The sequence below is a fragment of the Rhabdothermincola sediminis genome (assembly GCF_014805525.1).
Lineage (GTDB): Bacteria > Actinomycetota > Acidimicrobiia > Acidimicrobiales > Acidimicrobilacustridaceae > Rhabdothermincola > Rhabdothermincola sediminis.
Window position 1 is genome coordinate 45,005 of record NZ_JACFSZ010000013.1, and the last position, 13,880, is coordinate 58,884.

Annotated in this window: 13 protein-coding genes; 5 read left to right on the top strand and 8 right to left on the bottom strand. The window is 71.7% G+C overall.

Annotation, left to right across the window (positions count from 1 at the left end; translation table 11 throughout):
- Nucleotides 1-142: 142 nt before the first annotated feature.
- A complete protein-coding gene (locus HZF19_RS11560; RefSeq protein ID WP_208028940.1) occupies nucleotides 143-1,414 on the top strand; it encodes a nucleotide sugar dehydrogenase in 1,272 nt (423 codons plus the stop codon).
- A 72-nt stretch (nucleotides 1,415-1,486) separates the two neighbouring features.
- Here the strand turns inward: HZF19_RS11560 and HZF19_RS11565 are convergent, their stop codons facing one another.
- Nucleotides 1,487-1,726 carry a lipopolysaccharide assembly protein LapA domain-containing protein gene (locus tag HZF19_RS11565; protein WP_208028941.1) on the bottom strand — a complete coding sequence of 80 codons (240 nt, stop codon included), beginning with the start codon at nucleotides 1,724-1,726 and terminating at the stop codon, nucleotides 1,487-1,489.
- Between the two features lie 98 nt (nucleotides 1,727-1,824).
- Here HZF19_RS11565 and HZF19_RS11570 point away from each other — a divergent pair, with 98 nt between their 5' ends.
- Nucleotides 1,825-2,745, top strand: coding sequence for a TIGR01777 family oxidoreductase (locus tag HZF19_RS11570; protein ID WP_208028942.1), 921 nt, complete (start codon nucleotides 1,825-1,827; stop codon nucleotides 2,743-2,745).
- On the top strand, nucleotides 2,742-3,200 hold the full coding sequence (locus HZF19_RS11575; RefSeq protein WP_208028943.1) for an SRPBCC family protein: 459 nt from the start codon (nucleotides 2,742-2,744) through the stop codon (nucleotides 3,198-3,200). Before HZF19_RS11570 ends, HZF19_RS11575 begins: the two co-directional genes overlap by 4 nt.
- A 21-nt stretch (nucleotides 3,201-3,221) precedes the next feature.
- Here HZF19_RS11575 and HZF19_RS11580 read toward each other — a convergent pair whose 3' ends face one another.
- The 4 genes from HZF19_RS11580 to HZF19_RS11595 form a co-directional block, all read right to left on the bottom strand.
- Nucleotides 3,222-3,998, bottom strand: coding sequence for an SDR family NAD(P)-dependent oxidoreductase (locus tag HZF19_RS11580; RefSeq protein ID WP_208028944.1), 777 nt, complete (start codon nucleotides 3,996-3,998; stop codon nucleotides 3,222-3,224).
- A 160-nt stretch (nucleotides 3,999-4,158) separates the two neighbouring features.
- On the bottom strand, nucleotides 4,159-5,694 hold the full coding sequence (locus tag HZF19_RS11585) for a hydantoinase B/oxoprolinase family protein (RefSeq protein WP_208028945.1): 1,536 nt from the start codon (nucleotides 5,692-5,694) through the stop codon (nucleotides 4,159-4,161).
- A complete protein-coding gene (locus HZF19_RS11590) occupies nucleotides 5,691-7,511 on the bottom strand; it encodes a hydantoinase/oxoprolinase family protein (RefSeq protein ID WP_208028946.1) in 1,821 nt (606 codons plus the stop codon). Before HZF19_RS11590 ends, HZF19_RS11585 begins: the two co-directional genes overlap by 4 nt.
- On the bottom strand, nucleotides 7,511-8,536 hold the full coding sequence (locus HZF19_RS11595; RefSeq protein ID WP_208028947.1) for an SLOG family protein: 1,026 nt from the start codon (nucleotides 8,534-8,536) through the stop codon (nucleotides 7,511-7,513). The genes HZF19_RS11590 and HZF19_RS11595 overlap by 1 nt, the downstream gene beginning before the upstream one ends.
- A 105-nt stretch (nucleotides 8,537-8,641) precedes the next feature.
- Between HZF19_RS11595 and aceE the strand changes: the two genes are divergently transcribed.
- Both aceE and HZF19_RS11605 read left to right on the top strand, forming a co-directional pair.
- Entirely contained in the window at nucleotides 8,642-11,359 is a 2,718-nt protein-coding gene (gene aceE, locus HZF19_RS11600; protein WP_208029007.1) for a pyruvate dehydrogenase (acetyl-transferring), homodimeric type, read from the top strand.
- 58 nt (nucleotides 11,360-11,417) lie between these two features.
- Nucleotides 11,418-11,999 (top strand): HhH-GPD-type base excision DNA repair protein, encoded by a 582-nt coding sequence (locus HZF19_RS11605; protein WP_208028948.1) that lies wholly within the window; start codon nucleotides 11,418-11,420, stop codon nucleotides 11,997-11,999.
- 15 nt (nucleotides 12,000-12,014) lie between these two features.
- On the opposite strand, the gene HZF19_RS11610 is transcribed toward HZF19_RS11605, so the two are convergent.
- The 3 genes from HZF19_RS11610 to HZF19_RS11620 form a co-directional block, all read right to left on the bottom strand.
- Nucleotides 12,015-12,782, bottom strand: coding sequence for an alpha/beta hydrolase (locus HZF19_RS11610; protein ID WP_208028949.1), 768 nt, complete (start codon nucleotides 12,780-12,782; stop codon nucleotides 12,015-12,017).
- Between the two features lie 53 nt (nucleotides 12,783-12,835).
- Nucleotides 12,836-13,069, bottom strand: a complete 234-nt coding sequence (locus HZF19_RS11615; RefSeq protein ID WP_208028950.1) for a hypothetical protein — start codon at nucleotides 13,067-13,069, stop codon at nucleotides 12,836-12,838.
- A 320-nt stretch (nucleotides 13,070-13,389) separates the two neighbouring features.
- Nucleotides 13,390-13,845 (bottom strand): hypothetical protein, encoded by a 456-nt coding sequence (locus tag HZF19_RS11620; protein ID WP_208028951.1) that lies wholly within the window; start codon nucleotides 13,843-13,845, stop codon nucleotides 13,390-13,392.
- Between the last annotated feature and the right edge of the window lie 35 nt (nucleotides 13,846-13,880).

Sequence of the window (13,880 nt, forward strand, 5' to 3'; positions counted from 1 at the left end):
GCGGTCAGCGAGCGATGGCGAGCTGCACGGTGAACGCGGTCAGGATGGCGATGCCGCACAGCAGGGACAGGAAGATCAGCTTCCGGGTGCTCATCGTGAGGGCAGCCTAGCGGCGCGCACCCCCTCGCCTACCATGCGAGCCATGTCGAGCGAGTCGCAGCGGCTGGTGGTCGTGGGGCAGGGCTACGTCGGTCTCCCGCTCGCCGTGCGCGCCGTCGAGCAGGGCTTCGACGTGGTGGGCCTCGACGTCGACGAGGCCAAGATCAAACGCCTCGCGGCCGGTGAGTCGCCAGTGGAGGACATCACCGACGAGCGGCTGCGCGCCGCGCTGGCCACGGGCCGGTACCGGCCCACCACCGCCGCCGAGGACTGCGAGGGGTTCGACGTGGCGGTGATCTCCGTACCCACCCCACTGCGCGAGGGCAACCCCGACCTCAGCTACATCGAGCAGGCCGCCGCCGCCATCGCGCCCCATCTGCGCCGAGGGGCCACGGTCGTGCTGGAATCCACGACCTACCCAGGCACCACCGAGGAGCTTGTGGGGCCGATCCTCGAGGACGGCTCGGGGCTGGTGGCGGGCAGCGACTTCCACCTGGGCTACAGCCCGGAGCGCATCGATCCCGGCAACCGCACCTGGACCCTCGAGAACACCCCCAAGGTGGTCTCCGGGGTGGACGCCGCGTCGCTCGCCGCGGTGCAGGCCTTCTACGACGCCATCGTCGACACCACCGTGCCGGTCTCGTCGCCGAAGGAGGCCGAGCTCACCAAGCTGCTCGAGAACACGTTCCGGCACGTGAACATCGCGCTGGTCAATGAGCTGGCCATGTTCGCCAACGAGCTGGGCATCGACGTGTGGGAGGCCATAGACGCCGCCTCCACCAAGCCGTTCGGATTCATGCGGTTCACGCCTGGCCCCGGAGTGGGCGGTCACTGCCTACCCATCGACCCCTCGTACCTCTCGTGGCGGGTTCGCCGCTCGCTGGGCGAGACGTTCCGCTTCGTCGAGCTGGCCAACGACGTCAACGACCACATGCCCGACTACGTCGTGCGCCGGCTGATGATGGCGTTGAACCGCCGGGGCCTGGCGATGAAGGGGCGACGGGTGCTGCTGCTCGGCATGTCCTACAAGCGCAACACGGGTGACGCCCGCGAGTCGCCCTCGCAGCCCATCGCCCGCCAGCTCGTGCAGCTCGAAGCCGAGGTGCTCGTCGTGGACCCCTTCGTCGACGACCGCCACCTGCCGCCCGGGGTCACCCGGGTCGAGCTCACCCCCGAGGTGCTGCGCAGCGCCGCCGCGGTGCTCCTGCTCGTCGGGCACGACGCCTTCGACCGGGAGCTGATCGTCGAGCACGCCAGCTACGTGTTCGATTCGCAGCGGTGCCTGCCGCCGGCGGCCAACGTCGAGTACCTCTGAGGCGCGCCGGGCGGCGCGCCTGATCAGATCGCGCACCGTCGGGCCGCGCGCCGCAGCGGCCGCGTGCCCCGCTCAGCGCTTGGGGCGGCGCGACCGGCGACCGGCCAGGAAACCGACGAGCAACGCCAGCACCACCGTGCCGGCCAGCATCAGCCACAGCGGGGCGGTGAACTGGAGGAAGAGGAACGTGAACGGGACCTCTTCCCGGTTCTGTCCGACGAAGGCCAGCAGGGCCAGCAGGATCACCGCGCCGCCCACCAGCCGGGCATCGACCTGCATCTTGGCGCCGCGATGTTCAGCCTCACGAGCCATGGAGCACCTCCCTGCGGTACCGGTCGTATCGGTCACCGTAGCGGGCATAGATCAGCCGACCGCGGACGTTGGAGCCCATGACTGATGGGAGAGTTGGCATGGACATCGCGATCACGGGTGCGAGCGGCCTGATCGGTCGAGCGTTGGCCACGGATCTCCAGCGTGACGGCCATCGGGTGGTCGCGGTCTCCCGCAATCCGGCGGCGCTGCGGGGTCTGGACGCCCTGGGCTGGGATCCGGCCGCGACGCGCATCGACCGGGTGGGCTTCGAGGGGATCGACGCGGTGGTGCACCTCGCCGGCGCGGGCATCGGCGACCACCGCTGGACCGACGCCTACAAGCGCGAGATCCGCGAGAGCCGCGAGCTCGGCACCCGGCTCTTGGCCGAGACCCTCGCCAGCCTGCAACGGCCCCCTCCGGTGCTCGTGTCCGGCTCCGCGATCGGCTACTACGGCGACCGGGGCGACGAGGTGCTCACCGAGCAGAGCCCACCGGGCGGCGGGTTCCTCGCCGAGGTGTGCATCGGGTGGGAGGCCGCCGCGGCGCCCGCGACGGAAGCCGGGATCCGCACCGCGTTCATCCGCACCGGCATCGTGCTGTCCGCAGAGGGCGGCGCGCTCGCGAAGCTGCTGCCGCTGTTCCGGTTGGGGCTCGGCGGCCGCATGGGGAGCGGCCGCCAGTGGTGGAGCTGGATCTCCATCGCCGACGAGGTGCGGGCGATCCGCTGGCTGATCGACCACGACCTGTCGGGACCGGTGAACCTCACCGCGCCGACCCCTGTGACCAACGCGGCATTCACCAAGGTCCTGGCGTCGGTACTGCGCCGGCCGGCCGTCTTCCCGGTCCCCGCGTTCGCCCCGAGGCTGCTGCGCGGGGCAGAGTTGGCCGACGAGCTGCTCTTCGCCAGCCAGCGGGTCGAGCCTGCGGTCCTGGCCGGGAGCGGCTTCACGTTCTCGGCGCCGGACCTCGAAGGCGCGCTGCGGGACATCCTCGACAGCAGGAAGGAGGCAGGCAGGTGAGCAGGTCGAAGCGGCAGGTGTCGGTGAGCCGGGTGATCGCGGCTCCGCCGGAGAAGATCTTCGACGTGCTGGCGGACCCGTCCAAACACCCGATCATCGACGGGTCCGGCACCGTCAAGCACGCCCGGGCCAGCGCGCCCCGCCGACTCGAGCTGGGCTCGACGTTCGGCATGGATATGCGGATGGGCGTGCCCTACGTCATCAAGAACACGGTGGTGGAGTACGAGCCGAACCGGTTGATCGCCTGGCGCCACTTCGGGCGGCATCGCTGGCGCTTCGAGCTGGAGCCGGTGGAGGGTGGTACTCGGGTCACGGAGACCTTCGACTGGTCCACGGCGCTCGCGCCCTGGCTGATCGAGCTGGTCGGGTACCCGAAGCGGCACCCGACCAACATGCTCGCGACCCTGGAGCGCCTCGACGCCTACGTCACCACCGGCGAGGTACCGGCGAGCTGATCGACCGGTGACCCCGCCGGCTCACTTGGGCTGCATGCGGATGCCGCCGTCGACGCGGATGGTCTCGGCGTTCATGTAGCTGTTGCCGATGAGCTCGAGCACCATGCTGGCCAGCTCGTCGGGGGTGCCGAGCCGCTTGGGGAACAGCACGCCCTTCTCGAGGTTGGCCTTGAACGCTTCGGACGCCTCGCCCTGGCCGTAGATCGGGGTGTCGATGAGGCCAGGCGCCACCGTGTTCACCCGGATGCCCACGGCGGAGAGGTCGCGGGCCACGGGGAGGGTCATACCGACGACGCCGCCCTTGGAGGCCGAGTAGGAGGCCTGGCCGATCTGGCCGTCGAAGGCCGCCACCGAGGAGATGTTCACGATGGCGCCCCGCTCGCCGCTGTCGAGCGGTTCGGTCTGGCTCATGGCGGTGGCCGCCAGGCGGATGCAGTTGAAGGTGCCGATCAGGTTGACCTCCACGACCTTGCGGAACACCTCGAGGTCGTGGGCGGATTCGTAGCGGCCGTCCTTGCCGATGGTGCGGGTGGCCCACCCGATGCCGGCGGAGTTCACCAGCGCCCGCAGCGGGCCCATCTCCTTGGCCAGCTCGACCGCGGCGATCACTTCGTCGGTGTTGGTGACGTCGACGTGTGCGAAGGCGCCGCCCAGCTCCGAAGCCAGCGCGTTGCCCTTGTCGTCCTGAAGGTCGGCGATGACGACCTTCGCCCCCCGGGCCGTGAGCTGGCGGGCGCAGGCCTCGCCGATGCCCGAGGCCCCGCCGGTCACGATTGCGGAGATCCCGTTGATGTCCATGGCCGGCGAGCCTACGCAAGCCCTCGCGACCGGAGCCAAACCGCCCTGACCGGACCCCGCCGCTCACTGCTCCACCGTTCTGTTCACCGATCCGCGGCCATGGGCCGCGCCACCATGAACAGAGCGGGGTTGGAACGGGGTCGGAGCGGGGTGCTCGGCATCATGGAGAGACGGGTGCTCCCCACCCGCCGCCACCGGGAGTGAGCATCCGCAGCACGTCGCCGGCCTCGAGATGGATCGTGCACTTGTCGGGCAGACGCTCGGCCCGGCTCTCGTCGCCGCCGGGGAGCAGCCAGTTCTCCCCCACCGCCCCGGGCTCGCCGCCGGCCAAGCCCCACGGCTGGGACACCCGCCGCTCGGTGATCAGCGACAGGGTCGCGTCCTCGAGCACCTGCAGGTCCCGCTCGATCCCCTCTCCACCGGGCGCGGACCCCGCGCCACCACTCCCCCGCCGCAGCCGTTGCCGAAGAACCCGCAGCGGAAACGCCCGCTCCAGCGCCTCGATCGGAGTGTTTCGGGTGTTGGTCATCGCCGTGTGCACCCCGCTCATGCCCCGCCCCACCGAGCGGCCACCCTGCCCGCCGCCGACCGTCTCGTAGTACACCCAGCCCGCGCCGCCGATGAGCACGTTGTTCATCGTCCCCTGCGACGCCGCCCCCACCCGGCCGGGCAGAGCGAGGGCCAGCGCACCGAGGCACACGTCGGCCACCCGCTGGCTGACCTCCACGTTGCCTGCGCCCACCGCCGCCGGCGGGCGGGCGTTCACGATGGTGCCGGCGGGGGCGTGCACCCGCACCGGTCGCAGCAGGCCGCCGTTGCTCGGCAGGGTGGGGTCCAGCGCGCAACGCAGCGCGAACGTCACGGAGCTCACCGTGACCGCCTCCACCGCGTTCACGTTGCCCGGCCGCTGGGGATCGGTCCCGGTGAAATCGAAGGTCACCTCGTCCCCCTCGACGGTCATCGCCACCGCTATGCGGGTCTCGACCTGCTGGTAGGGCGCGGGGCCGAACGAGTCGACCACGTCCTCGAAGCGCCACGTCCCGTCGGGCAGCGACGCCAGCTCGGCCCGCATCCGCCGCTCGCCGTAGTCCAGCACCTCGGCCAACGGCTCACCTGCGAACGACCGCAGCCGCTCCACGCCCACCACGTTGGCCCCGATCTGGGCGTGGAGATCCCCGTCGCGCTCAGCCGGGGTGCGCGAATTCGCCACCAGCACCGCGCGCACCTCCTCGGTGAGCTTCACCGGGGGGATCCGCAGCCCCTCCTCGAACACCTCGACCGCGTCCGCCGGCAGCGAGCCCGGCGCGGCGCCACCGACGTCGGCGTGATGCGCCCGGTTCGCCGCCCAGCCGACCAGCCGGCCGTCGGCGAAGCAGGGGGCGACCAGCGTGATGTCGTTGAGGTGGGTGCCCCCGGCGAAGGGGTCGTTGAGGATCACCTGGTCGCCCGGCGCCAGCGACGACCCGAAGCGCTCGATGGCCACCCGCACCGACGCGGGCATCGACCCCAGGTGCACGGGGATGTGCTCGGCCTGCACCAGCAGCTCGCCATCCGCGGTGAACAGCGCCGCCGAGCAGTCCGCCCGTTCCTTGATGTTCGGGCTGAACGCGGCGCGCTGCAGCACCGCCCCCATCTCCTCGGCCACCCCCGTGAGGCGCGACACCAGGATCTGCAAGCCTGCCGGGTCGAGGCTCACCGGTCCCGCTCCCGGCGCAGCACCAACGCCCCCGCCACCCCCGGCTCGGCTCGCCAACCGGCCGGCACCCAGATCGTGCAGTCCGGCTCCGCGACCACCGCCGGGCCGGCGACCTCGGCCCGCTCGACCAGCGGCAGGTCCCCGAGGGCCACTGGCGCCCGCCGCCGGGCGGCGGCCCGCACGGCCACGACCTCCACCGGGTGGCCCGGCCGGGCGTAGCCGTTGTGGCGCCGGTGCGCGTCGTGGAAGCCCTCCACCGAGGCCACCCGCAGCTCATGGCTCTGCCCCTCGTAGCGGCAGTCCAGCCAGGTCTCCACCTCCACCCCCACCTCGCCGTCACCCGCGCCCAGCGCGGCCAGCGCCGCCGCCGCCAGCTCCGCCCGGGCCTCCCCCAGCCCACGGTGGTCACCCGGCATCGCCCACGAGCGCACCAGGTCCCGCTGCTCGGGCGCACACAGGATCCCCGCCGCCGAGAGCACACCCGCCCGGGCCGGCACGATCACGCACGGCATGCCCAGCGCGTCGGCGAGGTCGCAGGCGTGCAGCGGCCCCGCGCCGCCGAAGGCCACCAGGGCCAGCCGGCGGGGATCGACCCCCCGCTCCACCGACACCTTCCGCAACGCCTGCACCATGTTGGCGTTCACCACCGCCAGCACCCCCGCCGCGTCGACACCCGCCCGCTCGAGCGCCTCGCGGGCCAGGCGGGCGTCGAGGGTCCCCAAACCCGGGAACGAGGCGTCGAGGGGGATGCGCCCGGCGACCAGGTTGGCGTCGGTCACCGTCGGCTCGGTGCCGCCTTGCCCGTAGCAGGCCGGGCCGGGGACCGCGCCCGCGCTCTCGGGGCCGACCACCAGTGCCCCACCGGGGTCGACGCGGGCGATGGACCCGCCGCCCGCGCCGATGGTGTGGACGTCCAGCGACGGCAGCCGCACCGGCAGCCCGGCCACCTGCCGCTCAGCCGCGGGCTCGGGCCGCCCGCCCAGCACCAGGCACACGTCGGTGCTGGTGCCCCCCATGTCGAAGGTGACGGCGTCGGGGTACCCGTTGGCCACCGCCACCGCCGCCCCAGCCGCCACCCCACCGGCCGGTCCCGACAGCAGCAACGCCGCCGGGCGCTCGGCGGCCTCCGCCGCGGGCACCAGCCCACCGGCCGAAGTCATCACCACCACCCGCTCGGCGGCATCGGCGAGGCCTCGCAGGTACCGCCTGCACACCGGCCGCAGGTAGGCGTTGGCCACAGTGGTCACCGTTCGCTCGTACTCGCGGAACTCGGGGCTGATCTCGTGCGAGCAGGTCACGTCGAAGCCCCGAGCAGCGAGCGCCTCGGCCACGGCCCGCTCGTGGTCGGGTCGCAGGTCCGCGTGCAGGAGGCACACCGCGATCGCCTCCACCCCCGCGAGCTGCCCGCCGGAGGGCAGCGACGACCGGTCGAGGGGCACCAGCACCTCGCCGCGCGCGTCGAGCCGCTCGCGGACCTCGAAGCGCAACGGGCGGGGCACCAGCGGGGCGGGCCGGTCGATCGTGTGGTCGTACAGGGACGGCCGGTCCTGGCGGGCGATCTCGATGACGTCGGCCAGGCCCTCGGTGGTCACCAGCGCCACCACGGCGCCGCGCCGCTCGAGCAGGGCGTTGGTGGCAACGGTGGTGCCGTGCGCCAACACGTGGACCGGGCCGGCGGCCAGCGCGGCGATGCCCTGGCGCACGGCCCGACCCGGGTCGTCAGGGGTGGAGGGCACCTTGAGCACCCGGCCGTCGTCGGTGACCAGGTCGGTGAAGGTGCCACCGGTGTCGCTGGCGAGACGCATCCCGAGACGCATCAGGGCTCCGGGTCGGGCGCGGGTGGTTCGAGGATCCACACGTCGTCGCCGAGGTGGTCGGCGAGCGAGCGGTGGAGGCGACCGAGGCTCTCGTCCCGGCGATCCCACACCAGCACCGCTTCGGCCGCGTGCCGGGCCAGCCACGCGTCCCGGCGGGCCAGCGCGGCGCCGGCCTGCTGCTTGGAACGTGGTTCCTTGCGTTCCAGGGTGATCACGTCGATGGCGTCGTCGAGCAGGTCACGGAACTGGTGCTGGGACTCGTCGGGCCACACCTTCTCGGGATGCGGGTACGGCAGCACCACCAGGTACGGCACACCCGCCTCCCGGGCGGCCTGCGCGCCGAGCATCTCGGCCCCGAGCCGCAACCCCGTCACCACCACCAAGTCAGCGAACAGCTCGTGTTTGGCCCGGAGGATCTCCACCAGCTTGCGGCGAACCTCGGCGGCCACCGGGTTGTCCCCGTAGCCGCCGAGCTCAGGGGGACGGTGACCGAACACCACAAGGGGATGGCCGGGCAGCGGCGCGTCGGCCAGCGCCGCCGGCTGGGGTCGCCCCACCTGGTCGGCCGGCCCCAACTCGGGGGGCGGTCCAATACCGGACCGCCCCCGCTGCTCGAGCGCGGCTTCGACCGCCAGGCGGTCCACCAGCTCGTTCATCGGGTCACCGCCGTGACCCTTGACCCAGCGGAAGGTGACGTCACCGCGGGCGCGCACCAGCTCGACCAACGGCTCCCACAGGTCGCGGTTGGCGACCGGCTTGCGCTGGCTGTTCTTCCAACCCCGCTCGAGCCATCCCTCCCACCAGCGGTCGCGGAAGCAGTTGACGACGTAGGTGGAGTCGCTCACCACCTCCAGCCGGCCGGGGTTGGCCCGCACGGCTTCGAGCGCGGCGGTGATCTCCATGCGTTGGTTCGTGGTCCGCGGCTCCGCGCCGGACGCGTACGGGCCGGCAGGTACGGCCCACGCCCACCCGCCGGGCCCCGGGTTCCCGCTGCACGCGCCGTCGGTGTACACGACGGTGCTCATCGTCGGCACTCCGAGCTCACGCCCGCATCCTCGCACGTGACCGGCCAACCCCTCCGGCGGACCTACCGGCCGGTAACCAGCGCCGAGCGGGCATCATCGGTGGTGATGATCATCGACCAGTTCGTCCATCAGCTCCCCGACACCGACCCCGGCGAGACGCAGGAGTGGCTCGAGTCCCTCGACGCGGTGATCGACGCCAAGGGCAAGACCCGGGCCCGCTACCTGGTCTCCAAGCTCACCGAACGAGCCCGCGAGCGCCAGATCGGCACCCCGGCGGAGGTCAACACCCCGTACGTCAACACCATCCCCACCGCCGAGCAGCCCTGGTTCCCTGGCGACGAAGCCCTCGAGAAGCGCATCCGGGCGTTCATCCGCTGGAACGCGGCTGTCATGGTCGTCTACGCGAACAAGCGGGCCGACGGCATCGGTGGCCACCTGTCGACCTTCGCCTCATCGGCGTCGCTGTACGAGGTCGGGTTCAACTGGTTCTTCCGGGGCAAGGAGGACGGCCTGCCCGGCGACCACGTCTACTTCCAGGGCCATGCCGCTCCCGGAGTCTACGCGCGGGCGTACCTCGAGGGGCGACTCGACGAGGCCCACCTCGAGAACTTCCGCCGCGAACTCTCCGGTGAGGGCCCCGGCCTCTCCTCGTACCCCCACCCCTGGTTGATGCCCGACTTCTGGGAGTTCCCGACCGTGTCGATGGGACTCGGGCCGATCAACTCCATCTACCACGCCCGGTTCAACCGCTACCTCCAGCACCGCCAGATCGACGACACCAGCGAGTCGAGGGTGTGGTGCTTCCTCGGTGACGGCGAGTGCGACGAGCCCGAGACGCTGGGCTCGATCTCGCTCGCCGGGCGGGAGCGTCTCGACAACCTGATCTGGGTGGTCAACTGCAACCTGCAGCGCCTCGACGGGCCGGTGCGGGGCAACGGCAAGATCATCCAGGAGCTCGAGGCGGTGTTCCGCGGGTCGGGTTGGAACGTCATCAAGGTCATCTGGGGCACCGCCTGGGACGAGTTGCTCGAGCGCGACACCGACGGCTTGCTGCTGCACAAGATGAACACCACCGTCGACGGCGACTTCCAGCGCTACGCGGTGAGCGACGGCGCGCACATACGCGAGCACTTCTTCGGCCCCGACCCCCGGCTGCGCCAGATGGTGGAGCACCTGAGCGACGACGAGCTGCGTGCCCTGCCCCGGGGCGGGCACGACTACCGCAAGCTCTACGCGGCGTACAAGGCGGCCACCGAGCAGCGGGGCGCGCCGACGGTGATCCTGGCCAAGACGGTGAAGGGATGGGCGCTCGGCTCCGAGGTCGAGGGCCGCAACGCCACCCACCAGATCAAGAAGATGACCACCGAGCAGCTCCGTGAGCTGCGCGACCGGCTCCGGCTCGACGACGTCATCCCCGACGACGCGCTCGACGGCGATCGCCCGCCCTACTACCGCCCACCGGAAGGCTCCATCGAGCACACCTACCTGATGGAGCGGCGTCGGGCGCTCGACGGGCCGCTGCCAGCTCGGATGGTGACGATCCGCCGACCGCTCGAGCTCCCACCGGACAGCGCGTTCACGGAGCTCGCGGCCGGGTCGGGAGGGCAGCAGGTGTCAACCACGATGGCCTTCACCCGTCTGATCCGGAACCTGGCTCGAACCGAGCACTTCGGGCCCCGGGTGGTGCCCATCATCCCCGACGAGGCCCGCACCTTCGGGATGGACGCGCTGTTCCGAGAGCTCAAGATCTACGCCGCGCAGGGCCAGCTCTACGAACCGGTCGACGCCAAGCTGCTGCTGTCGTACTCCGAGGACCAGCGGGGCCAGATCCTGGAGGAGGGGATCACCGAAGCGGGTTCGATGGCGAGCTTCACCGCTGCGGGTACCGCCTATGCGACCCGCGGGGTGCCGATGGTGCCCTTCTTCATCTTCTACTCGATGTTCGGCTTCCAGCGGGTGGGCGACCTGATCTGGGCTGCCGCGGACGCGCAGGCCAAAGGGTTCCTCCTGGGGGCCACCGCAGGGCGCACCACGCTGCTCGGCGAGGGTCTCCAGCACCAGGACGGACACAGCCACGTGCTGGCGTCCACCGTGCCCACCTGCCAGGCCTACGACCCCGCGTTCGCCTACGAGATGGCAGCCATCATCCGGGACGGGCTGCACCGCATGTACGGCGGTCCGGGCGGCACCGGCGAGGCGATCTTCTACTACCTCACCCTCTACAACGAGAACTACGAGATGCCACCCCAGCCGGAGGCGGTGAGCGACGAGGACATCTGCTCGGGGATCTACCGCTTCACGGGCGCACCCGACGGCACCGAACCGGCGGCGACGATCCTGTTCTCGGGCACCGCGCACCTCGCCGCCCGCGAAGCGCAGGCCCAACTCGCCGAGCAGCACGGCATCGGCGCCGAGCTGTGGAGCGTCACGTCGTGGAAGCGGCTGCGGGAGGAGGCGCTCTCGATCGAGCGCTGGAACCGGCTCCATCCCACCGAGCCGCCCAGGACGCCACTGGTGACCGAACGCCTGGCCGCGAGCACCGGCCCCATCGTCGCGGTCACCGACTTCATGAAGGCCGTCCCCGACCAGATCGCCCGCTTCATCCCTGCCGGCCGCACGTTCGTACCGCTCGGTACCGACGGCTTCGGGCGCAGCGACACCCGCCAGGCGCTACGCCGGTTCTTCGAGACCGACGCCGCCCACGTCGAAGTGGCGGTGCTCGGCGCGATGGCTCGCGACGGTGCCGTCGATCCCTCCGTCGCAGCGAAAGCCATCGACCGCCTGGGCGTCGATCCCGACCTCCCCGATCCCCGTACCCGCTGACGCACGCCGGGCCCGCCGCACCCGCCTGGCATCCACCCACGGTCGCTACCCTCTCGGCATGCCCGCCAAGACCCTGCCCGTGACCGGTGACCCCGATGCCGACGCGCTCCTGGCCTCCGAGCCCTTGGCGCTGCTGATCGGCATGCTCCTCGACCAGCAGGTGCCCATGGAGTGGGCGTTCAAGGGACCTTGGACGCTACGCCAGCGGCTCGGCGGCTCCCTTGACGCGGCCACCATCGCGGCGATGGACCCCGCCGCGCTGGAGGGGCGGTTCAAGCAGAAACCCGCGCTGCACCGCTACCCGGCGGCGATGGCCAAGCGCACACAAGCCCTCTGCCAGTTCATCGTCGACCACTACGGGGGCGACGCGGGGGCGGTGTGGCGGGGGGTGCGCACCGGCGACGAGCTGTACCGGCGGCTGCGCGAGCTGCCCGGCTACGGCGACGAGAAGGCCAAGATCTTCATGGCCATCCTGGCGAAGCGCTTCGGCAAGAAGCCGAAGGGTTGGGAGGAAGCCGCGGCGCCCTTCTCCGACGGCACCCCCCGGTCGGTCGCCGACATCGACGGCCCGCAGGCTCTCCGGCGGGTGCGGGAGTACAAGCAGGCGATGAAGGCCCAGGGCAAGGGCAAAGCCGACTGATCGCCGCTGGCCGGTTCAGACCCGGGCGGAGGCCTGCGCCCGCTGCCGGTCGAGCCAACCGAGCAGCACGGCGATCGCTCGCGGATCATGGCGCAAGTGGTGCGGCCCCCCTTCGATGATGCGCAGGTCCGCGTCGCCGTGGGCGTCGGCGACGACCCGGGCGTCGAAGACCGGCACGACGTCGTCATCGGAGCCGTGCAGCACCAGCACCGGCCGGGGTGCCACCTGAGCGGCGCAGGACACGCCTCGGATGTCGCGCAGCTCCCGGGCCCACACGTCGAATGCCGGGGGGAAACTGGCGCGGTGGATGATCCCCACCTCCCGTGCGTGCTGGAGCAGCCGGCGCGGGTTGCCGGCCCAGTCGTCGAAGTCCGCCGGTGCGGCGATCGCGGCCACCCCACGGATGCCCGGATCCCGCGCCGCGGCGCACAGCGCCAGGGCACCGCCGGTACCGAAGCCGCACGCCCACACGTCCCGGACCCCCTCGACCCCACGCAACCAGCGAGCCGCGGCGAGCAGGTCCTCGAGCCACCCACCGAGCGAGAAGTCGCCGTCGGAGTCGCCGCAGCCCCGGAAGGTGAACACCAGCACCACCCAGCCCAGCTCGGTGGCGATCCGATCGGCGAGCTCGGGGAACGACTGAGCGGAGATCCGCCCACCTCCTCTCAGGTGGGGGAAACCGTGGCTGATCACCAGGCCCGGCACCGAGGTGCCGGGAGCGATGCGCGGCAGGGCCAAGTGGCCCGCGATGCCGAGCCCTCCGCTCTCGAAGAGCTTCTCCACGGCCTCGGCGGGTCAGCCGCGAGGATGGCGACCGCGGCAGGTCGAGCGGCCCGTCACGCAGCCTCCCCATCACCGTCGACGCCGCGGCCGCTGCCGTCGCCCTTGTACGGGCGGTAGCCGCGGTTGCGAGCCTCCGCCAGCGTGTCGGGCCCGAAGCAGATGTAGGTCTCGGCCGCCATCAGCTCCTCGATGATCGACTCGTCGTCGAGGTTGTCGAGGTCGTAGACGATCTGGGTGCGCTTGTCGCCGACCCAGCGATGCTCCTCGAACTTGGTTGGACGCTGCATGCCGGGAGCATACGACGCCGGGGGCGCGGTGCCCGCAGACCGCCCAGGAACAGCGGAGGGGGAGGCCCAGAGGCCTCCCCCTCTCACGCGGAATGCTGGAAGGAACCGGATCGACGTTTCGGTACCGGGAGGGACGAGGCCCCGGCCGTCGATCTGGCGGTGGACTGGTTGGATTCCACCAAGTGGTCCAGCGAGCCGCTCAGCGGCCAGCCACCTCCAGGGTCCCATGTGAACTGTCACTCATCTGCTGGACCACCTCCTTTCTCTGGTGCCTGCCAGGATAGGAGATGGCGAACTCGCCGCGGTGGAGGGATTCCGGCTCAGGATCCCGGGTCGACCCCGCCCGGGACCTCGGGGCCGATGGCCCCGATGGCCCGCAGGTAGGCGACCTCGGCCTCGAGCACCTCGACCACGTCCACGTCGTCGAGCTCCAGCCCGGAGCCTTCGGCACGGCCGAGCACGTACGCCACCGCCTCGTCGTCCGCGGTGACGATCGGCCCGGCCGGCGCGGCGGCCAGGTCGTGGTCGCTCACCCCCGCGACCCCCTTGGCTTGAAGGTAGTCGAGGTGCCAGCCGATGACCGCCCGGACGTCGTCGTAGCTCAGCCGAGCGGTGAGGTCCTCCTGCAGCCGATCGGCGACGTAGTGCACCGCCTCGTCGAGGTGGAACACCGAGGTCGGCGGCTCACCGGCCAGCCGCCCGGTGACCGTGCCGACGGCGACCAGGGCGATGGCCACCACCACGATCACGGCGATCACGACGAACACGGCGATCACGCGGCCAGCTTACGAGCGAGCCCGCGCGTCCCGAC